General features: G+C 68.4%; 16 protein-coding genes. 11 read left to right on the forward strand and 5 right to left on the reverse strand.

Annotation, left to right across the window (positions count from 1 at the left end; genetic code table 11):
* The first annotated feature begins 95 nt into the window (after positions 1–95).
* The 3 genes from secD (at position 96) to AC1DBD_RS05545 (ending at position 5401) form a co-directional block, all read left to right on the forward strand.
* Positions 96–1856 (forward strand): protein translocase subunit SecD, encoded by a 1761-nt coding sequence (gene secD / locus AC1DBD_RS05535; protein ID WP_441417693.1) that lies wholly within the window; start codon positions 96–98, stop codon positions 1854–1856.
* Positions 1857–2864 (forward strand): protein translocase subunit SecF, encoded by a 1008-nt coding sequence (gene secF / locus AC1DBD_RS05540; RefSeq protein WP_476892460.1) that lies wholly within the window; start codon positions 1857–1859, stop codon positions 2862–2864.
* Between the two features lie 143 nt (positions 2865–3007).
* A complete protein-coding gene (locus AC1DBD_RS05545; protein WP_476981600.1) occupies positions 3008–5401 on the forward strand; it encodes a RelA/SpoT family protein in 2394 nt (797 codons plus the stop codon).
* Between the two features lie 13 nt (positions 5402–5414).
* Here the strand turns inward: AC1DBD_RS05545 and AC1DBD_RS05550 are convergent, their stop codons facing one another.
* The 3 genes from AC1DBD_RS05550 to AC1DBD_RS05560 all read right to left on the reverse strand — a co-directional run bounded on the left by AC1DBD_RS05550 (position 5415) and on the right by AC1DBD_RS05560 (position 8683).
* Entirely contained in the window at positions 5415–6098 is a 684-nt protein-coding gene (locus AC1DBD_RS05550) for a hypothetical protein (RefSeq protein ID WP_476981601.1), read from the reverse strand.
* Between the two features lie 91 nt (positions 6099–6189).
* Positions 6190–7815: a DUF349 domain-containing protein gene (locus tag AC1DBD_RS05555; protein ID WP_476981602.1), complete on the reverse strand. Its 1626-nt coding sequence runs from the start codon at positions 7813–7815 to the stop codon at positions 6190–6192.
* A 61-nt stretch (positions 7816–7876) separates the two neighbouring features.
* Positions 7877–8683 carry a peptidylprolyl isomerase gene (locus AC1DBD_RS05560; protein ID WP_441417698.1) on the reverse strand — a complete coding sequence of 269 codons (807 nt, stop codon included), beginning with the start codon at positions 8681–8683 and terminating at the stop codon, positions 7877–7879.
* A gap of 236 nt (positions 8684–8919) precedes the next feature.
* Between AC1DBD_RS05560 and hisS the strand changes: the two genes are divergently transcribed.
* On the forward strand, positions 8920–10284 hold the full coding sequence (hisS, locus tag AC1DBD_RS05565) for a histidine--tRNA ligase (RefSeq protein ID WP_476892464.1): 1365 nt from the start codon (positions 8920–8922) through the stop codon (positions 10282–10284).
* A 23-nt stretch (positions 10285–10307) separates the two neighbouring features.
* Here the strand turns inward: hisS and AC1DBD_RS05570 are convergent, their stop codons facing one another.
* Positions 10308–11618, reverse strand: a complete 1311-nt coding sequence (locus AC1DBD_RS05570) for an APC family permease (protein ID WP_476981603.1) — start codon at positions 11616–11618, stop codon at positions 10308–10310.
* Positions 11619–11714: 96 nt separating this feature from the next.
* Here AC1DBD_RS05570 and aspS point away from each other — a divergent pair, with 96 nt between their 5' ends.
* Positions 11715–13496: an aspartate--tRNA ligase gene (aspS, locus tag AC1DBD_RS05575; protein ID WP_441417701.1), complete on the forward strand. Its 1782-nt coding sequence runs from the start codon at positions 11715–11717 to the stop codon at positions 13494–13496.
* Between the two features lie 91 nt (positions 13497–13587).
* A complete protein-coding gene (locus tag AC1DBD_RS05580; RefSeq protein ID WP_441417702.1) occupies positions 13588–14376 on the forward strand; it encodes a GNAT family N-acetyltransferase in 789 nt (262 codons plus the stop codon).
* Between the two features lie 106 nt (positions 14377–14482).
* Here the strand turns inward: AC1DBD_RS05580 and AC1DBD_RS05585 are convergent, their stop codons facing one another.
* Entirely contained in the window at positions 14483–15130 is a 648-nt protein-coding gene (locus tag AC1DBD_RS05585) for an acVLRF1 family peptidyl-tRNA hydrolase (RefSeq protein WP_441417703.1), read from the reverse strand.
* A 212-nt stretch (positions 15131–15342) separates the two neighbouring features.
* Between AC1DBD_RS05585 and AC1DBD_RS05590 the strand changes: the two genes are divergently transcribed.
* The 5 genes from AC1DBD_RS05590 (at position 15343) to alaS (ending at position 21146) form a co-directional block, all read left to right on the forward strand.
* Entirely contained in the window at positions 15343–16656 is a 1314-nt protein-coding gene (locus AC1DBD_RS05590; RefSeq protein ID WP_441417879.1) for a replication-associated recombination protein A, read from the forward strand.
* 181 nt (positions 16657–16837) lie between these two features.
* Positions 16838–17464 (forward strand): 30S ribosomal protein S4, encoded by a 627-nt coding sequence (rpsD, locus tag AC1DBD_RS05595; RefSeq protein WP_091251848.1) that lies wholly within the window; start codon positions 16838–16840, stop codon positions 17462–17464.
* Between the two features lie 147 nt (positions 17465–17611).
* On the forward strand, positions 17612–17986 hold the full coding sequence (locus tag AC1DBD_RS05600; protein WP_175321020.1) for a DUF948 domain-containing protein: 375 nt from the start codon (positions 17612–17614) through the stop codon (positions 17984–17986).
* 29 nt (positions 17987–18015) lie between these two features.
* Positions 18016–18270 carry a DUF6167 family protein gene (locus AC1DBD_RS05605; protein WP_441417704.1) on the forward strand — a complete coding sequence of 85 codons (255 nt, stop codon included), beginning with the start codon at positions 18016–18018 and terminating at the stop codon, positions 18268–18270.
* Between the two features lie 197 nt (positions 18271–18467).
* Complete coding sequence (alaS, locus tag AC1DBD_RS05610) at positions 18468–21146, forward strand: alanine--tRNA ligase (RefSeq protein WP_476925669.1); 2679 nt, start codon at positions 18468–18470, stop codon at positions 21144–21146.
* Positions 21147–21153: the final 7 nt, after the last annotated feature.

Raw genomic sequence — 21153 nt, forward strand, 5'->3', positions numbered from 1 at the left:
AGCTATCCCGCGAAGCTACGGTGCGCGGGCATCCGCCGGTGCAGGCCTGACAGGCCGCACCGGCGGTTCCTCCGTAAACAATAGAAAGATCGACAATGGCACGAACTGGCCCCAAAAACTCAGCCCTCAGGGTGCTGGTCTGGCTTGGCGTAATTCTCGCCGTCTTGACTGCCGTCCTGGCGGGCGGCACCATGGCCGGGCAGGCGAGCTGGGCTCCCAAGCTGGCACTGGACCTTGAAGGCGGCACCCAGATGATCCTGGCGCCCAAGGTGGAGGGCGGTTCGGACATCAACGAAGAACAGCTCAACCAGGCCGTGGCGATCATCCGCCAGCGTGTGGACGGCTCCGGCGTCGCGGAAGCTGAAATCAGCACGCAGTCCGGCCGCAACGTCGTCGTCAGCCTTCCGGGCACTCCGTCGAAGGAGACCCGTGCGCTGATCCAGGCGTCGGCCGACATGAACTTCCGCCCGGTCATCCAGGCCGGCGCCGGCGCAGCCGTCCCGGTCGCGTCCCGGACCCCCGCGAACAAGCTGCCCAAGCCGACCGCCGCGCCCAAGAACAGCAGCGACGAGAACTGGGTCACCGCGGACGTCTACAAGAAGTTTGAGGCGCTCGACTGCGACAACCCGTCCCAGGACAAGCAGGAACGCTCCGATCCGGCCAAGCCGCTGGTTACCTGCGAACCCGCCTCCGACGGCAGGCCCGCAATCAAGTACATCCTCGGGCCGGTTGAGGTAAAGGGCTCGGACATCACGACCTCTTCCTTCCAGCTGCAGCGCGGCGCGCAGGGCGCGGTGACCAACCAGTGGGCCGTCGACATCCAGTTCAACGACGAGGGCACCGCCAAGTTCAAGACGGTCACCGAGCGGCTGAACAAGTTCTACGTCGCTGCCGGCGGCGAGACCGGTTCGGACCCGAAGGCGCAGTTTGCCATCGTCCTGGACGACCAGGTCATTTCCGCCCCGCGGGCCCAGGCCGTCATTACCGATGGCCGCCCGCAGATCACCGGCGGTTTCACCGAGCAGTCAGCCAAGGCCCTCTCCGACCAGCTGCGCTTCGGCGCCCTGCCGATCAGCTTCGAGATCCAGAGCGACCAGCAGATCTCCGCCACCCTCGGCGGTGAGCAGCTGCGGATGGGCATGCTGGCCGGTTTGATCGGCCTGCTGCTGGTTGTGGTCTACTCGCTGTTCCAGTACCGGGCGCTCGGCTTTGTCACCGTCGCCTCGCTCGTCGTCGCCGGTGCGCTGACCTACCTGGCCATCGCAATCCTCGGCTGGACCGAGAACTACCGCCTCTCGCTCGCCGGTGTGGCCGGCATCATCGTGGCAATCGGCCAGACGGCGGACTCGTTCATCGTCTACTTCGAACGCATCCGTGATGAGCTGCGCGAAGGCCGCGGCCTGGTCTCGGCCGTGGAAAACGGCTGGAAGCGGGCCAAACGGACCGTGCTGGCGTCCAAGGCCGTCAACCTGCTGGCAGCCCTCGTGCTCTACTTCGTGGCGGTGGGCAACGTCCGCGGCTTCGCCTTCACCCTGGGCCTGACCGCAATCGCCGACCTGATCGTGGTCTTCATGTTCACCCATCCGACCCTGCAGGTCCTGGCCCGCACCAAGTTCTTCGGCGAAGGCCACAAGTTCTCGGGCCTTGACCCGAAGCGGCTCGGCGCCGTGCCCCTGTACCGGGGAGCCGGACGCATCCGCACGCCGGAGGACCGGCCGGTTGCGGCCCCGCGCGCCAAGAACACCGGTGCCGCGGCCGAGGCCGAACGCCGGATGACCATTGCAGAACGACGCCTCGCGGAAAAGCAGGAACAGCTTGCTGGTTCCTCCAAGAGCGCGTCCAAGGAGGGCAAGTAAATGGCCAGCTTCGCCACTTTCGGTAACGAGCTTTACACGGGCAAGCGCTCGTACGACTTTGTCGGTTCCAAGAAGATATGGTTCCTGATCGCCGCGGCCGCCGTCGCGCTTTCCATCCTGCTGCCGATCGCCAAGGGCGGCTTCAACCTGGGCATCGAATTCCGCGGCGGCTCGGAGTTCACGGTCTCCAACGTCAAGGACCGCGACGCCGCCCTCGGCGAGAAGGCCGTCCAGGAAGTCGTCTCCGGGAGCCTGCCGCGCGTCGCCAACGTCGCCGGCAACACCATGCGCATCCAGACGGACAAGCTCAGCGACGACGAGGTGATCAAGGTCAAGGAAGGCCTCACCAAGGCCTATGGCGTGACCGACAACGAGGTCACTTCGACGTTCGTGGGGCCCACCTGGGGCGCTGACGTGACCAAGCAGGCGCTGCTCGGCCTCGCCATCTTCGTGGGACTTGCCGCAGTCCTGATGGCGCTGTACTTCCGGACCTGGAAAATGTCCCTGTCCGCCCTCGCCGGCATGGCGGTAACGATGTTCGTCACGGCCGGGGTGTATTCGCTGAGCGACTTCGAGGTCACCCCCTCGGCCATCATCGGCTTCCTCACGGTGCTCAGCTACTCGCTCTACGACACCGTGGTGGTGTTCGACAAGATCCGTGAAAACACCTCGGACCTGCAGGCATCCACCAGGCGCACGTTCGCCGAAGAAGTGAACCTCGCCGTCAACCAGACGCTGGTGCGTTCCATCAACACCATGATGGTCGCCATCCTCCCGGTCGGCGCGATCCTCTTCATCGGGGCCGGACTGCTGGGCGCGGGCACCCTTCGGGATCTCTCGCTGGCGCTGTTCGTAGGCATCCTGATCGGCACCGCGGCGACCATCTTCGTCGCCGCCCCGCTGTACGCCTGGCTGCGCCAGGGGGAGCCGGACCTGATCAAGCAGGCCAAGCGCGTGCAGCAGCGCCGCACCGAGAATGCCGCCAAGGCGGCACCGGCCACGGCCTAGCCGGCAGGCCCGCAGAAGACCGCCCGACGGGCCGGAGAACGTCCCCGCGACGTTCTCCGGCCCGTGGCCGTTGGTCCCGGTTATCGAAGTGTCCTGCTGCGGGAATAGACTTGAATAATTAACGGGTTGTGAGAGGTGCTTCATTGGAAGAACGTTCGACGCCGGTGCCTGCAGCCCCGGCGGATAAGGTTACCGGCCAGGGGCCCCAGACTGGCGTGGTCGCTGCCGGACGCCCGGACACGGCCGTGCCCGTCGACAACTCCGGAACCCGGCCCACCTTCCCCGGACGCCGCGAACGCACCCGCTCCCGGCTGGCGCGCCTGACCGGCCGCGGAACGCCGTCGTACTCGCCGATTCTCGAGCCGTTGCTGCGCACCGTGCGCGCCAACAACCCCAAGGACGACTTCGAACTGATCCAGCGCGCCTTCGTCGTGGCGGAACGATGCCACCGCGGACAAAAGCGCAAGAGCGGCGACCCGTACATCACGCACCCGGTGGCCGTGGCGACGATCCTGGCCGAGCTGGGATTGAGCGGGACGACGCTGGCCGCCGCGCTGCTGCACGACACCGTCGAGGACACCTCGTACACCCTGGATGATCTCAAGGGAGAGTTCGGTCCGGAGGTCGCCATGCTGGTCGACGGCGTGACCAAGCTGGACAAGGTCAGCTTCGGCGAGGCCGCCCAGTCCGAGACCGTGCGCAAGATGGTCGTGGCCATGGCCAAGGACATCCGCGTGCTCATGATCAAGCTTGCGGACCGGCTGCACAACGCCCGCACCTGGCGTTTTGTCTCGGCCGAGTCCTCGGCCCGCAAAGCCCGCGAAACCCTGGAGATCTTTGCGCCGCTGGCCCACCGGCTCGGCATGAACACGATCAAGTGGGAACTCGAGGACCTCTCCTTCGCTGCGCTGTACCCGAAGGTCTACGAGGAAATCGTGCGGATGGTGGGGGACCGCACCCCAGAGCGGGAGAAGAACCTCGCCGTCATCCGCAACCAGATCACCGAGGATCTGCGGGCGGCCAAGATCAAGGCCACGATCACCGGCCGGCCCAAGCACTATTACTCGATCTACCAGAAGATGATCGTCCGTGATAAGGACTTCGACGACATCAACGACCTGATGGGTGTCCGGGTTCTCGTCGACTCGGTGCGCGACTGTTATGCAGCCCTCGGTGCCATGCACTCGCGCTGGAACCCGCTCCCGGGCCGGTTCAAGGACTACATCGCGATGCCGAAGTTCAACATGTACCAGTCGCTGCACACCACGGTGATCGGCCCGGGCGGCAAGCCGGTGGAAATCCAGATCAGGACCCACGAGATGCACCGCCGCGCCGAATACGGCGTCGCCGCGCACTGGAAGTACAAGGACCAGCCCAACCGCACGGCGGCCGGTCCGGGGAGCCCGCGCGACGGGGACATGGGCTGGCTGCGGTCGCTCGTGGACTGGCAGCAGGAAACCTCCGACCCCGGCGAGTTCCTCGATTCGCTGCGCTTCGAGATCAACGCCCGCGAAGTGTTCGTGTTCACGCCCAAGGGCGAGGTCATGGCCCTCCCGGCCGGTTCGACGCCGGTGGACTTTGCGTACGCGGTCCACACCGAAGTCGGGCACCGGACCATCGGCGCGCGCGTCAACGGCAAACTCGTGCCGCTCAACAGCGAACTCAACCACGGCGACTGGGTGGAGATCTTCACCTCCAAGGCCGAAGGCGCCGGCCCCAGCCAGGACTGGCAGCACTTCGTCAAGAGTGCCCGTGCGCGGAACAAGATCCGGCAGTGGTTCAGCAAGGAACGCCGCGAAGAGGCGATCGACCGCGGCAAGGAACTGCTCACCAAGGCAATGCGCAAGCAGAACCTTCCGCTGCAGCGCCTGATGACGCACGACGCCCTCGCCGCGATTGCCGAGGACTTCAAGTACGCGGACATCTCCGGGCTCTACGCGGGCGTGGGCGACGGCCACACCTCGGCCCAGTCCGTGATGGAGCGGCTCGTCGAGAGCCTCGGAGGGAACGAAACTCCCGAGGACGACCTCACCGAAATCTCGATCCCCACGCAGGTCACCAAGACGCGGTACTCGGACTCCGGCGTCGTGGTCCGCGGCGTCGATGACGTCTGGGTGAAACTGGCACGCTGCTGCACCCCGGTGCCGCCGGACCCGATCCTGGGCTTCGTCACACGCGGTTCCGGCGTCTCCGTGCACCGGACCGACTGCACCAACGTGTCCGGCCTGATGGACCAGCCGGACCGGATCGTCGAGGTGGAGTGGGCGCCGACCCAGTCCAGCGTCTTCCTGGTGGAAATCCAGGTGGAGGCCCTGGACCGCAAGTCCCTGCTCTCCGACGTCACCCGGATCCTCTCGGAGAACCACGTCAACATCCTGGCCGCTAGCGTGCACACCTCCACCGACCGGGTGGCGATCTCCAAGTTCGCGTTCGAGATGGGCGATCCAAAGTACCTGAGCCACGTGCTCAGTGCCGTCCGGCGCATCGACGGTGTCTTCGACGTCTATCGCACCACGGGCAACCGCCGCCGCAGCTAGCATCCCGGACCGGCTAACAATCCGGGACAGTGCCGCGGTCCTGCTCCGGCAGCAAGGCCGCGAGTTTCGCCAGGGCCGACCTCCGGTACGGCAGCCGGGGCGTGGCCTCCACCGCGCGGATGAGCAACCGCAGCCGCACGTTCAGCTCCGGCGCGGCCAGGAAGGCTCCGAGGGCGGGCACTGCCCGCTCTGCGTCCACATGCAGGGCGATGTCCACTGCCGTCCGCAGCGGACTGGAGACCATGAGCCCGCCGAGGCTGACGACGTCGAACGGCCCCAGCCGCACCTCATGGAAGGTGCAGCCGCGGGTGGCCCGGAGGCTCGAAACGCGCCGGTTGGCGTCCACGAGCAGGGCCGTCCGGTCCGGTTCCCCGGCGCAGCCGTAGATCCACGCCGCCGTCATCCGTCCCGCGACCACGCGCTGCCGGATTGGCGGCGGAATAGTGCAGGCCGCCGCCCGGGCGCGCAGCTGCGGGGTGGACGCGGCGCCGGGCGGGAGGTAGCCGCGCTGGGAGAGTTGCGTCAGCACGCCGTCGGACGCCATGGCCTGCAGCTCCGCCCATGAGAACAGCGTCCCGGGGGAGTAGAGCACCGACGGCGCACCGCCGGGCAGGCCCGGAGCGGACGCCGGCTGGCTGCCAGCCGCGGGGCCGGCACCCGGGGAACTGGCGGCGGGGTAGCCGGGGCGCAGGGTCATTCAGCCATCGTGCCGGGTGGCCCCGGACGCGAAACAGGCCCCGTCCCGGTCATGTGGATAACCGGGAGGGGCCTGTCGCTGCTAGCTGTTCCTAGGAGAGTTCGCTGGCGGACCGCTCGAGTTGCTCAAGCCAGGCCTGGCGGGCCTCCAGGGCCTCCTTGGCTGCCTTGATCTTGCGCTCGTCGCCGGCTTTCTCGGCCTTGGCCAGATCGTCCTTCAGCCCCGCGATGGCAGACTCCAGCTGCGAGAGGGCGCTGTTGGTGCGGGCCTTCGTTTCCGGGTTCGACCGCTTCCAGTTCTCGTCCTCGGCGTGGCGGACGGCGTCCTCCACCTTCCGCAGGCCGGCTTCGATCCGGCCCATGTCCGCGCGGGGAACCTTGCCGGCTTCCTCCCAGCGGTCACGGATGGACTGCAGCGCCTTCTTGGCCGCGGCGAGGTCCTTGATCGGGAGCAGTTCGTTGGCCTCCACCAGCAGGGCTTCCTTCACCTTGAGGTTCGCCCCGTACTCCTGGTCGATCTCCTCGTTGGCGGCCTGGCGATTGGTGAAGAAGACGTCCTGCGCCGCGCGGAAACGTGCCCACAGGGCGTCGTCGTCCTTGCGGCTGGCGCGCGGCGAGGCCTTCCACTGATCCATCAGGCGGCGGTATTCGCCGGCAGCGAAGCCCCAGTCGGTCGAGGAGGACAGCGCTTCGGCCTCGGTGATCAGCTTCTCCTTGGCCGCCTTGGCCGCGGAGTTGTTGCTGTCCAGCTGCGAGAAGTACGCGCGGCGGTGGCGGTCGAAGACGGTGCGGGCGGCGCGGAACCGCTTCCACAGCGCGTCCTCGTTGCTGCGGCCAAGCCGGACGCCGCTCTTCTGGGCGGTCTTCCAGCTCTCGAAGAGTTCGTTCATCCGGGCGCTGGAGGTCTTCCACTGGATCTGCGCGGGATCGTGCCCGGCGATTTCCTCGGCCTCGGCCACGATCGCTTCGCGGGCTGCCAGCTCGGCGGCGCGGACGGCGTCGTGCTCCGCCTTCTCGGTCTTTTCGAGTTCGGTGATCTGGCCCGACAGCGTGTCCAGGCGACCCTCCGCGGCACGGAGGTCGCCCACCATGTTGCGCTCGGCCAGCAGCTCGCGCAGGTGCGTGACCGTCTTCTGCATGTCAGTCGCGGGAGCCTTGGAGGCAACCCGCTGCTCGAGCAGGACGATCTGGGCCACGACGTCGTCGTACTTGCGGGCGAAGTAGCCGAGGGCCTCATCATCGCTGACGCCGGGGTACTGGCCGACGGGGTGTTCCTCGCCATCGATGGTCAGGAACACGTGGCCGTCGCCCTCGACGCGGCCCCAGCGTGCTGCCTCGGCAAGCGATGTGGCACTCGAGGAGGGGGTGGCTGCGGGCGCGGCCAGCGATGGCGTTGCCTTCGGGCGTGCGGCAAAGGCGGCGGGTGACGGGGCCGGACGGGGCGCGGGAGCCGGGGCCGGGCGGGAATCCGGTGCGGATTCTGCGGCGGCGGCGGCCTCGGGCTTGACTGCTTCCTCGGCCTCGGCCTGCACGTCCGCCTCTGCGGATGCGGCGTCGGCCTCCGTTGCCGCGGGCTCCGGGGCTCCCGTCTCCTGTACTTCCGGCGTGGCCGGGTTGGCGCCGCCGGGCTCGTTGGCCGTCTCGGTCACCGTAACCTCGGCTTCGGTCTCGTTGGCAGCTGCTGCCACTGTTTCGTCGGATTTCTGACTGTCTGTCACCGCTAGAAGTCTTTCGCTTGGAGGGAAATACCGGCACCGCGGCCGCGAGGGCCCCGGCTGGTTACTTCAGAGAGAACGAGTCTATCGTGACTGGTTCCACAGGTGCGCCGTCCGTGGCGCTGGCGCCGGGTTTGACGCCGGCCGCCGCAATCTTCTTGACCACGTCCAGCCCGGACGTGACCTTGCCGACCACCGTGTAACCGCCGGCGGCGTCGGCGGGGATCACGGTGTCCTTGTAAACGATGAAGAACTGGGTTCCATTGCCGTACGCGTTGCCGCCGGTCCGTGCCACAGCGATGGTGCCGGCCGGGTACTTGTTGTCGGCAGGGGTGTTTTCCAGCGGACCCCAGGTGTACGCGGGGTCGCCGCTGCCGTCCCCGGACTTGGAACCGCACTGCAGCACGCCGAAGGACGCGGCGGTGGTAAGCCGGTGGCAGCTGAGGCCCTTGTAGAAGTTTTTGTCCGCGAGGGACTTGAACACGGCGGCCGCCTGCGGAGCCTTGCTGCCGTCCAACGTGACCCCCAGGCTGCCGCGGTTGAGGGCCAGGGTGCCGGTGAAGGTCTTGCCGGACGCGGTCTCCGGCTTCGGAATGTTCGCGCCGTTGCTCGCGGCGGGGGACGGGGTGGCGGAGGCCGACGGGCTCTGCAGCCCGGCTTCCGCGGCCTTGAACTCGTCCTCGCTGGGATTGCTGGAAAACACCGTCAGCTGCAGCACGACGGCGAGGACGAGGGCGGCGGCGCCGCCGGCGGTCGCGAGGACATTGTCGCGTTTCCGGCGTTTGTCCTGCTCCCGGCGCAGCTCGCGCTTCGCCTCCATCTGCTGGACGCGCCGCTTGGCTTCGCGGGCGCTCCGTGAACTGGCCGCCAAAAGTCCTCCTGGTTGTAGGGCCGCACCCCGGGCCGCGCCGTCGGCGCCGATCCGGGTGCAACACGCAAGCTTCCGGCAGTACTGCCGGCGGCAACCCTTTCAGAGCCGCGCATTAGAGATGCGCGCGCCGAAAGCATAAACTGACTGCCGCACACAGTTTATGCACGACTGGCCGGTCAGCGCGCGACGCCGCGGCCGTTGCAGCCGCCGTCGTTATCAGAGGAGAAAATTCCACCATGGCACGCACCGCCTCCCTGTCCGGATTCCCCGAGTGGCTTCCCGAGGAGCGGCTGGTGGAACTGCATGTGCTGGACACCCTGCGGCGGACCTTTGAACTGCACGGCTTCTCCTCCATTGAGACGCGCGCCGTGGAGACGGTGGGACAGCTGCTCCGCAAGGGCGAAATCGACAAAGAGGTCTACGGCCTCAGCCGGCTGCAGGACGACGAGGGGGCCGGCGGCGCTGCGAGCGACCCAGCCGCGTCCCACAAGGCCGATCCGCACGCCCTGGCCCTGCACTACGACCTCACCGTGCCGTTCGCGCGCTACGTGGTGGAGAACGCCGGTTACCTGGCGTTCCCGTTCCGGCGCTACCAGATCCAGAAAGTCTGGCGCGGTGAGCGTCCGCAGGAGGGCCGCGCCCGCGAGTTCACCCAGGCGGACATCGACATCGTCGGCGACGGCGAGCTGCCGTTCCGCTACGACGTCGAAATCGCGCTCGTGATCGCTGAGGCGCTGGGTGCCCTGCCGATCCCGGACTTCCTGCTCCGGGTCAACAACCGCAAACTGGCCGAGGGCTTCTACAACGGCATCGGCCTGACCGACACGGCAGGGGTCCTGCGCAGCATCGACAAGCTCGAGAAGATCGGCGCGGCCAAGGTCGCTGAGCTGCTCCAGACCGAGCTCGGCGCCACCGAGGAGCAGGCGCAGGCAGCGCTCAAGCTGGCCGGAATCCGAACCGGGGACACCTCGTTCGTGCAGCAGGTCCGGGCGCTCGGCGTGAGCAACGAGCTGCTCGAGGAAGGCCTCAACGAGCTGGAGCAGGTCATAGCCGCCGCCGTCCAGCGCGCGCCGGGCAAGGTGGTCGCGGACCTCAGCATCGCCCGTGGCCTGGACTACTACACCGGCACCGTGGTGGAAACCGTCCTGGTGGGCCACGAGCAGCTGGGTTCGATCTGCTCCGGCGGCCGGTACGACGCGCTGGCGAGCAAGGGCAACCGGAAGTTCCCCGGCGTCGGACTGTCGATCGGCGTGACCCGGCTGGTGTCGCGCATGCTCAGCCAGGAGCTGGCCAAGGCGTCCCGGGCCGTGCCCACCGCCGTTCTGGTGGCGCTGACCAACGACGAGAGCTGGGGCGCGGCGCAGGACGTCGCGGCGCAGCTGCGCGCCCGCGGGATCGCCACGGAGGTCGCGGCAAAGGCAGAGAAGTTCGGCAAGCAAATCAAGTTCGCGGACCGCCGCGGCATCCCGTTCGTCTGGTTCACCGACGACGACGGCAAGCACCAGGTCAAGGACATCCGCACCGGCGAGCAGGGCGACGCCGATCCGGCCGGCTGGGCGCCGGCCGAGGAGGACCTGCACGTCCGCGTGACCAGGGCCTAAGCCCTTCCGCGGCGCGCACCGTTTCAGCGTCCGCTGCGCCTTCGGTGCGCCAGCACCAGGAACCGTCCGGCGACGCCCACAGCCAGCACCGCCGCCATGCCCAGCACCGAGGCGGGCGGCAGTGTCACGGCCAGGACCAGGCAGCCGGCGAATCCGAGGGCATTGAGCCAGCGCGGGGCGAGGCGGCGGGGGCCCGTGAGGGTGAACGCGGCGGCATTCGTCACGGCGTAGTAGATCAGCACACCGAAACTGGAGAAGCCCACCACCGTCAGCACGCTCGTGGTCAGCAACAGCACGATCACGGCCGCGGCGACGGTCAGCTCGGCCACGACCGGAACAGTGTGCGCCCCGCCGACCCGGGCCAGCGGGGCGGGCAGGTCCCTTTCCCGCGCCATCGCCATGGTGGTCCGGCCCACGCCGGTGATCAGCGCCAGCAGGGCGCCGAGGCACGCGGCGGCGGCCCCGGCCTGTACGAAGGGGGCGCCGGCGCGCAGCGACGAGTTGGTCACGGCGTCGAGCAGCGGGGCGGATGAGCCGGCCAGTTGGTCCGCCGGCAGGTGCCACTGCAGCAGGGCCGCGAGTCCGAGGTAGATCAGGAAGGCCGCGGCGAGGGCGGCGAGGATGGCCCGCGGGATGGTGGTGGCTGGATCCTTGACCTCTTCGCCCAGGGTGGCGATCCGTGCGTACCCGGCGAAGGCGAAGAACATCAGCCCCGCCGCAGGCAACACGCCCCACGCCCCGCCGGTGGCACCGGGCTGTAGCGCCTGGAGTGGTATTGCCCCGAACGGTCCGCCCAGCGCCGCGCCGGCGCCTTCCGGGTGCGGGCCGATAACCGAGGCCACGGAAACGAACGCGAGCGTGGCCAGCACGACGGCGAGCAGGATCTTGGTCAGCAGCGCCGTACGGGTGATGCCCAGCAGGTTTACGCCGGTCAGCACGACGACGGCGGCAACCGCCACCGGCGTAGCGAAGCCGGGCGCCAAGTAATGCCCGAAAGTTAGAGCCATGGCCGCGCAGGAAGCCGTCTTGCCGGTCACGAAACCCCACCCGGCGATGAAGCCGGGCCATTCGCCCAGCTGCCGGCGGCCGTACACGTAGGTGCCGCCGCTGGACGGATATCTGGCGGCCAGCTGTGCCGACGCCACCGCGTTGCAGTAGGCCACCAGGCCGGCCAGGGCCACTGCGACGGTGAGCAGCGGCCCGGCGAGGGCTGCGGCGGGGGAGAAGACCACGAACACGCCGGCGCCCAGCATTGAGCCGAGACCGATCGCGGTGGAATCGACGACGCCGAGTCGGCGCTTCAGCTGCCCCGGCACGGGCGGATGGCTAGCCATGGCGGGTGGGGCCTTTCCAACGGGTAAACTCGAACGGGATCGTTCCCGTAGCGGTCCCATTTAACACCACCCTGTTTTCCTTCTGAAAGGCGAGCTGTGCTGCGCACACACGACCTCGGATCCCTTCGCTCCGAGCACATTGGACAAACCGTAACCCTCGCCGGCTGGGTCGGCCGGCGTCGTGACCACGGTGGTGTCGCATTCGTGGACCTGCGCGACGCTTCGGGCGTCGCCCAGGTGGTCGTCCGCGAAGAAGAGGTCTTCCACGGCCTCCGCAACGAGTTCGTGCTGCAGGTAATCGGCACCGTCGCCAAGCGTCCCGAGGGCAACGAGAACCCGGCGCTGGCCACCGGCGAGATCGAGGTCATGGCCGAGAAGGTCACCATCCTCAACACCTCCGACCCGCTGCCGTTCCAGATCGACGAGCACGTTGAGGTGGGCGAGGAAGCCCGCCTCAAGCACCGCTACCTGGACCTGCGCCGCCCGGGCCCGGCCCGCAACCTTCGCCTGCGCTCCGAAGCCAACCGGGTGGCCCGCGAACTGCTGCACCAGGACGGCTACGTCGAGATCGAGACGCCCACGCTGACCCGCTCGACGCCGGAAGGCGCCCGCGACTTCGTCGTCCCCGCCCGCCTCGCACCGGGTTCCTGGTATGCGCTGCCGCAGTCGCCGCAGCTCTTCAAGCAGCTCTTGCAGGTCGGCGGCTTCGAGAAGTACTACCAGATCGCCCGCTGCTACCGCGACGAGGACTTCCGCGCCGACCGCCAGCCTGAGTTCACCCAGCTCGACATCGAAGCCAGCTTCGTGGAGCAGGATGACATCATCGGCCTCGGCGAGAGCATCGTGAAGGCGCTGTGGAAGCTGATCGACGTCGAGATCCCCACCCCTATCCAGCGCATCACCTACAACGATGCGATGGCCCGCTACGGCTCGGACAAGCCGGACCTGCGCTTCGGCCTGGAGCTGACCGAGCTCACCGAGTTCTTCAAGGACACGAACTTCGGCGTCTTCAAGGCGCCCTACGTTGGTGCCGTCGTGATGCCGGGCGGCGCCTCGCAGGCCCGCCGGGCCCTGGATGCCTGGCAGGAATGGGCCAAGCAGCGCGGCGCCAAGGGCCTCGCCTACGTGCTCTTCAAGGAAGACGGCGAGCTTGCCGGTCCGGTGGCCAAGAACCTGACCGAGACCGAACGCGCCGGCCTCGCCGACGCCGTCGGCGCCAAGCCCGGGGACTGCATCTTCTTCGCCGCCGGTGAGAAGACCCCGTCCCGTGCGCTGCTCGGCGCCGCCCGGGTCGAGATCGGCCACCGCACCGGCCTGATCAACCCGAGCGACTGGGCGTTCTGCTGGGTGGTCGACGCGCCGATGTTCGAACCGGCGGCAGCGGCCGTCGCGTCCGGCGACGTCGCCGTCGGCGGCGGCAAGTGGACGGCCGTGCACCACGCATTCACCTCGCCCAAACCGGAATTCATGGACAGCTTCGACACGGACCCGGAAACCGCGCTGGCCTACGCCTACGACATTGTCTGCAACGGCAACGAAATCGGCGGCGGCTCCATCCGTATCCACCAGGGCGACATCCAGGAGCGGGTCTTCAAGGTCATGGGCCTCTCGCACGAGGACGCCCAGGAGAAGTTCGGCTTCCTGCTCGAGGGCTTCAAGTTCGGCGCGCCCCCGCACGGCGGCATCGCGTTCGGCTGGGACCGCGTGGTCTCGCTGCTCGCCGGCGTGGACTCCATCCGCGACGTCATTGCCTTCCCGAAGTCCGGCGGCGGCTACGACCCGCTGACCCAGGCGCCCGCGCCCATCACGGCGCAGCAGCGCAAGGAGGCCGGCGTCGACTTCAAGCCGGAAGCCAAGAAGGACGAGGGCTCAAAGTAGCCTGACCCGATCAGCAGCAAAGGCTCCCCGGGCAACCGGGGGGCCTTTGCCGTTCAAACCGGTGGTCATTTCTTTTGCGGAGGTCACGAACATGGAAGCAGTGCCCGGCCTTGAGGCCCTGATGGACGCCGCGTGGCCAGCCGCCGACCGCGAGGACTGCGGCGGCTGGGAGCTTCGGGCTGCCTCGGGCGTGACGCAGCGGGCCAACTCGGTGTGGCCCCGCCAGCCGGGAGCTGACCCGAACGCGCAGCTCGCCGCGCTCCGGGACGCCCGGCTCTGGTACCGGGACCGCCGCCAGCCGCTGATCTTCCAGGTCTTCGACGACCCGCGCTCCGCGCCGCTCAACGCCCTCCTCGATACCGAAGGTTTCACCCGCCAGTCGGAAACCCTCGTCCTGGTCCGGGCCGGAGGTAGGCCGGCTCCGGGTTCGGCCCGCGGCGTCGAGCTCTCCACGGAACCCTCCGACGAGTGGCTGCAGCTGTGGTGGAGCGTCGACGGCCGCGGCGACGAGCCGGCCCTGGACGTGGCCCGCGGCATCCTGACCGGTTGTCCCTCGCTCTACGCCCTCGTGCGGGACGCCGACGGCGCCCCCGCCGCCGTCGGACGCCTTGCCCTGCCCCTCGCGGAACCTGGCAGCGCCCGGTGGGGTGGTCTCTACTGCATGGCGACCCGTCCCGACGCGCGCCGGCGGGGTTACGCCGCCAGGGTGCTGCACGCCTTGCTGGGTGAGGGAACGCGCCGGGACCTGGCCGGCTACTGGCTGCTCGTCACGGCGGCCAACACCGGAGCCCAGGAACTCTACGCCCGCGCCGGCTTCGAGGAGTCCGGCCGGTATCTGTACCGGCAGGAGCGCCCCAAGCGACACCTGACCGGCTGCTGACCGCGGATCCCTCGGGCCGTTTCGACGGTTCCCTGCGACCAAGGTGTTTCGCAGCGTCGAACGGGCACGGAACCGTCGAAACGGCCGGGTAGGGAGAGCCTGCGCCCTACGCCGGCGGGTCTGTGACCATGATCCGCACCGCACACACGTCGGCCGCGGCCTTCTTCAGCACGGCCGCCCGCGGGTCCGGGACGTCCAGGAACGGCAGCCGGACCAGCGCCGCGTAACGCTTGAGCACGGGTTCGGCGAGTACCTGCTCGGCCAGGGTGCGGTCCCCGCCCGGGGCGAGGTATTCGACGCTGTGGTCCGCGAAAATCCGGGCGGCATGCTCGGCCACGGCCTCCACCAGGGCGTCGGCCTGGTTGGCGCGGCGCCGGGCGAAACGCTGCTGGGACCAGCCGCCCGCCGCGGTGCGGGACTGCACATGCCGGGTCCCGGTTTTGGCGGCGAGCACCCGGCCCTCGGACACCACCGCCACCGAGTAGCCGCCGCGGCGCACCAGCACCAGGCCGAGCCGGCGAGGCTGAGAGGCCAGCGACGCCAGCCGGGCCACGGGATCGTTCCCGCGGCCGGGCCGTCCGCCGTCGGGCCAGGGCGGGAGCAGCAGGGCGGTGGCGCCGTCGGCCGCGAGCAGCCGCAGGCCGGCATCGTCGTGCTCCTCCCGCAACTCCCCGTGGCTGGCGCGGAACCGCTCCACCCAGCCGGGCAGCCTTCCGCCGGAGACGAACGCCACACGGGTGTCGGGGCTGGCCATGGCGCGGATCTCCGTTGTGAGGGTGCAGGGGCGGCCGCCGTGTCGGGGCGGGCAGGAACTAGAAGTAGCCTATCTATGTGGATGATCTCTTTGGCTCAGGGCAGGACAACGCGTCGGCGACCAACGACGTCGACGCCGAAGAGTCCGGAGGTGCCAGCTCCCCGAGCGGCACAACAGCCCGCTCCACTCCGCGCAGCCCGCTGGCCGTCCGGATGCGGCCGCGCAGCCTCGACGACGTTGTGGGCCAGCAACACCTCCTGGGCCAGGGATCGCCGCTGCGCCAGCTGGCGGCCGGCAGCGACGCCACCGGACCGGCCGGACCGAGCTCGCTGATCCTCTGGGGCCCGCCCGGCACCGGCAAGACCACGCTGGCACACGTCATTGCCAAGGGCCCGGGCCGGAAGTTCGTCGAGCTCTCCGCCATCACCGCCGGCGTGAAGGACGTCCGCCGGGTCATGGATGAGGCCCTCACCGCGCGGGACCTGTACAAGACCACCACCGTGCTCTTCCTCGACGAGATCCACCGCTTCAACAAGGCCCAGCAGGATGCGCTGCTGCCCGGCGTCGAAAACCGCTGGGTGGTCCTGGTCGCGGCCACCACGGAAAATCCCTCGTTCTCCGTGGTGTCGCCGCTGCTGTCCCGCTCGCTGCTGCTGACGCTTAAACCGCTGACCGACGCCGACGTCGAAGGACTCCTGCGCCGGGCCGCCACGGACGCGCGGGGCCTGAACGGCAAGGTGGAACTGGACGAGGAAGCACTCGCCCACCTGGTCCGGCTCTCCGGCGGGGACGCGCGCCGGGCGCTCACGGCGCTGGAGGCCGCCGCCGGCGTCGCCTTCGGGGACGCGGACGACACTGACGGGATCGCCGGGGCGGGCGGAGATGCACCCGTCAGGATCGAGCTCAAGCACACCGAACGTGCCCTCGACGTCGCATCGGTGCGCTACGACCGCGCCGGCGACCAGCACTACGACGTCGCCAGCGCGTTCATCAAGTCCATCCGCGGATCCGACGTCGACGCAGCGCTGCACTACCTGGCCCGGATGCTTGAGGCAGGGGAGGATCCCCGCTTCGTGGCCCGCCGGATCGTCATCTCCGCGGCCGAGGACGTCGGCATGGCCGACCCCACCGCGCTGCAGACCGCGGTGGCGGCGGCCCAGGCGGTGCAGCTGATCGGCATGCCCGAGGGGCGCATCATCCTGGCCGAGGCCGTGGTCCACCTTGCCACCGCACCGAAATCCAACGCCGCGTACATGGGCATCAACCAGGCGATCGCCGACGTCCGTGCCGGCCTCGGCAACGGCATCCCGGCGCACCTGCGCGACGCCCACTATCCCGGATCCAAGCAGCTGGGGCACGGCAAGGGCTACAAGTACGCGCACGACGCGCCGCATGCGGTGGCCACCCAGCAGTACCCGCCGGACGACCTCGTTGGCCGGAACTACTACGAACCCACCGGCAACGGCGCCGAACGCGACATCTCCACCCGGCTGGAACGGCTGCGGAAGATCATCCGGGGCAAGTGAACCTCTGGTAGGATTGATCGTTGTCTGGCAAGGCACGGACGCACAATCCACCAGTTCTCGGCAGTTCCTGCTGATTTGATGGGTTCGCCCTGTGCCCAGTAGCAAAAGGCAGCGGTTGGCCGATGCTCTCCATCGTGGAGGCCAGTAACACTGACACACCGCAGATATTGGAAGGACACAAGTGGCTAACAACACTCGTGCTCGCCGTACCGCACGCCTCTCGCGTGCACTCGGCATCGCTCTGACCCCCAAGGCCGCCAAGTACATGGAGCGCCGCCCGTACGGCCCCGGTGAGCATGGCCGTGCCCGCAAGAAGCAGGACTCCGACTACGCCGTACGTCTGCGCGAAAAGCAGCGCCTGCGCGCCCAGTACGGCATCCGCGAAGCCCAGATGACCCGTGCCTTCGAAGAAGCACGCCGCACCAAGGGCCTGACCGGTGAAAACCTGATCGAACTGCTCGAAATGCGTCTCGACGCCCTCGTGCTGCGTGCCGGCTTCGCCCGCACCATCGCCCAGGCCCGCCAGCTGGTTGTGCACCGCCACATCCTGGTTGACGGCATCCGCGTTGACCGCCCGTCTTTCCGCGTCGGTGAGGGCCAGCTGGTCCACGTCCACAGCCGCAGCGAGACCATGCCTCCGTTCCAGGTGGCAGCAGCCGGCGCGCACCGCGACGTGCTGCCGATGGTTCCGGCCTACCTGGACGTCAAGCTTGACGCCCTGCAGGCACGCCTGGTCCGTCGCCCGAAGCGCTCCGAGATCCCCGTGACCTGCGAAGAGCAGCTCGTCGTGGAATTCTACGCACGCTAGATCCAACGCGACACCTTACAAAGAAGCCCGTGGCAAGCGCCGCGGGCTTCTTTGTATGTAAGGTACTTGGGGGAGTTCTCCGCTTGCCATGCCCGGCCAGTGGAGGACCACGCAGGAATCCACGTAGTTTCAAGGAGATGAACGTCTATGTCTGGTGGCGATATTGCCGGCCTGATCGCGGCCGGAGTGTTTGCACTGCTGGTCCTGCTGCTCGCCGTACCGATCCTCAAGCTCGGTGGTGTGTTCGACGAGGTCCGCAGCACCATCCGCTCGATCAGCGACGGCGCCACCCCGCTCATGGATGAGGTCACCGCCACCGTCTCCACCACCAACCAGCAGCTGAAGAAGGTCGACGGGATCGCCTCCAACGTCTCAGACGCCTCCGCCAACATCTCGGCGCTGTCCTCGCTGGTCGCCGCGACCGTCGGCTCGCCGCTGATCAAGGTTGCCGCCTTCAGCTACGGTGTGCGGTCCGCCTTCTCAGCCCGCAAGAAGCCCGCCACCGGCCGCCGTAGCCGCTGACCAAACCGATCACGCTGACAGGATCTGACATGAACAGAATCATCTGGATGGGCATCGGCGTCGCGATCGGTGTCATCGCTTTCCGCAAGCTCACCGAGGCGCAGTCGACCCTTGGCCCCGAAGGCCTGAACCGTGCCGTCGGCCGGCTCGCCGACGGCGTGTACGACTTCGCCGACGCCGTCCGCGTCGGGATGCTCGAGCGGGAAACCGAACTCCGCACCGCCCTCGGGGTGGACGCCAGCGCAGACGGCGCCGTCACCGGCCGGGATGCGCTCCGGCGCTAGCCGGGGGAGAATGGGAAACAACGGCGCCCCGCGGGGCGCCTGCCGGAACCAGGCCGGCGCATCAAAGAATTTTCCGAAGGCTGGCAGCACGGCGCCCCGCGCCCACATGCTGGCACACACCGCTGGCAGAAACCGGTGGCAGGCAACCAGCCCGGAACCAACTACGCAGTGCATATTGAAGGGTAAGTAACCAGGTTATGAAGTCGCAGGAGATCACCAAGCGCTGGATCGACTTTTTTGTCAGCAAGGGCCACACCGCCGTGCCCTCCGCCTCCCTGGTCTCCAGCGACCCCTCCCTGCTGTTCACCGTGGCCGGCATGGTCCCCTTCATCCCCTACCTCACCGCGCGTGAGGAAGCCCCCTACTCCCGCGCCACCAGCGTGCAGAAGTGCATCCGCACCGGCGACATCGAAGAAGTCGGCAAGACCGCGCGGCACGGCACGTTCTTCCAGATGTGCGGCAACTTCTCCTTCGGCGACTACTTCAAGGAAGACGCCATCAAGTTCGCCTGGGAACTGCTCACCACGAGCGTCGACGACGGCGGCTACGGCCTGCCGCCCGAGCGCCTCTGGGTCACCGTCTACGAAGAGGACGACGAGGCCAAGGAACTCTGGCTCAAGAACACCGGCGTCCCGGCCGAGCGGATCCAGCGGATGGGCAAGGCGGACAACTACTGGTCCACCGGCCAGCCCGGCCCGGCCGGCCCCTGCTCCGAGATCTACTACGACCGCGGCCCGGCCTACGGCATCGAGGGCGGCCCGCTGGCCGACGAGACCCGGTACATCGAAATCTGGAACCTCGTCTTCATGCAGTACCAGATCGACAACGTCCGCTCCAAGGTGGACTTCGACATCACCGGCGAACTGCCGAAGAAGAACATCGACACCGGCCTCGGCATGGAACGCCTCGCAATGATCCTGCAGGGCGTCGAGAACATGTACGAGACGGATCAGGTCCGTCCGGTGATCGACAAGGCCGCCGCGCTCTCCGGCAAGGAATACACCTCCGCGGAAACCCCGGCGGACCCCCACCACACGGACGACGTCAGGATGCGCGTGGTGGCAGACCACATCCGCTCTGCCTTGATGCTGATCGCCGACGGCGTTACCCCCTCCAACGAGGGCCGCGGCTACGTGCTGCGCCGCCTGATCCGCCGGGCGGTGCGCTCGATGCGGCTCCTCGGCGTCGAAAAGGCCTGCCTGCCCGAGCTGCTGCCCGCCTCCCGCGACGCCATGAAGGGTGTCTACCCGATCGTGGAGACCGACTTCGACCGGATCAGCCGGATCGCCTACGCCGAGGAGAAGGCGTTCCTGCGCACCATCGCCTCCGGCACCGCGCGGCTCGAGGACGCCGTGAAGGAATCCAAGGCCGCCGGCCAGCCGCTCTCCGGCGCCGACGCCTTCGCGCTGCACGACACCTACGGCTTCCCGATCGACCTCACCCTTGAAATGGCCGAGGAAGCCGGGCTCAAGGTCGACGAGCCGGAGTTCCGCAAACTCATGCTGGAACAGCGTCAGCGCGCCCAGGCGGACGCCAAGGGCAAGAAGGGCGCCCACGCGGACCTCAGCGCCTTCCAGGAGCTGCTGGCCGCGGGGGAGACCGTCTTCACCGGCTACACCGAGCTTGCCGGTGAATCCAAGGTGCGCGGCATCCTGGCCGGCGGCCGGAAGGTCTCGCAGGCCTCCACCGGCGAGGAAATCGAACTGGTCCTGGCCGAGACCCCGTTCTACGCCGAAGCCGGCGGCCAGGCCGCCGACACCGGGCTGATCACCGGAGACGGCTTCGTCGTCGAGGTCCTTGACGTGCAGCGGCCCATCAAGGGCCTGAGCGTGCACAAGGCAATCGTCCGCGAGGGCGAAATCGGAGCCGACTCACTGGTCCAGGCCGCCGTGGACCGGGAACGCCGCCACGCCGCCGAGCAGGCGCACACCGGTACGCACATCGTGCACGCGGCCCTGCACCAGATCCTCGGGCCGGAGGCTACGCAGCGCGGTTCGTTCAACAAGGCCGGCTACCTCCGCTTCGACTTCGCCTGGGGTGAGGGCCTCAGCGCCGCCACCCGCTCCGAGATCGAAGAAGTGTCCAACATCGCCATCCGGAACAACTTCCAGGTGCAGACCAAGGTCATGGGCCTGGCCGAAGCGAAGGCCCTCGGCGCTATGGCGCTGTTCGGCGAGAACTACGGCAACGAGGTCCGCGTCGTGGAGATCGACGGCGCCTGGTCCCGTGAGCTTTGTGGCGGAACGCACGTGTCCAACACCTCGCTGATCGGCAGCCTGTCGCTGCTCGGCGAACAGTCCGTTGGTTCGGGAAACCGCCGCGTGGAGGCCTTCGTCGGCATGGACGCGTTCCGGCACCTCGCTGCTGAACGCGCCCTGGTCACCGAACTCACCGAGATGCTCAAGGTTCCTTCCGGCCTGCTCACCGAGCGGATCGCCAGCACCCTGAACAAGCTGAAGACGGCGGAAAAGGAACTCGAGCGGCTCCGCAAGGAACAGCTCACGGCTGCCGCAGCGCAGTTGGTCGGCACCGCCAAGGACGCCGCCGGCGTCAAGGTGATCGCCCACGATGCCGGCCTGGTCAGCGGAGCCGACGACCTTCGCGGCCTCGCCCTTGACCTCCGGACCCGGCTGGGCTCCGAGCCGGCCGCCGTCGCGGTCGCCGGTGTCAGCAACGACCGCCCGGTCATCCTGATCGCCACCAACGAGGCTGCCCGGTCCGCCGGCGTCAAGGCCGGTGCGCTGGTCCGCCTCGCCGCCGGTATCCTCGGCGGCGGCGGCGGCGGCAAGGACGACGTTGCACAGGGCGGCGGCACCGACGCTACCAAGGTCGGCGCGGCCCTCTCCGCCGTCGTGGACGCCATTACCAGGCGCTAACCCAGGA

This window comes from Arthrobacter sp. 10T419, assembly GCF_056394105.1.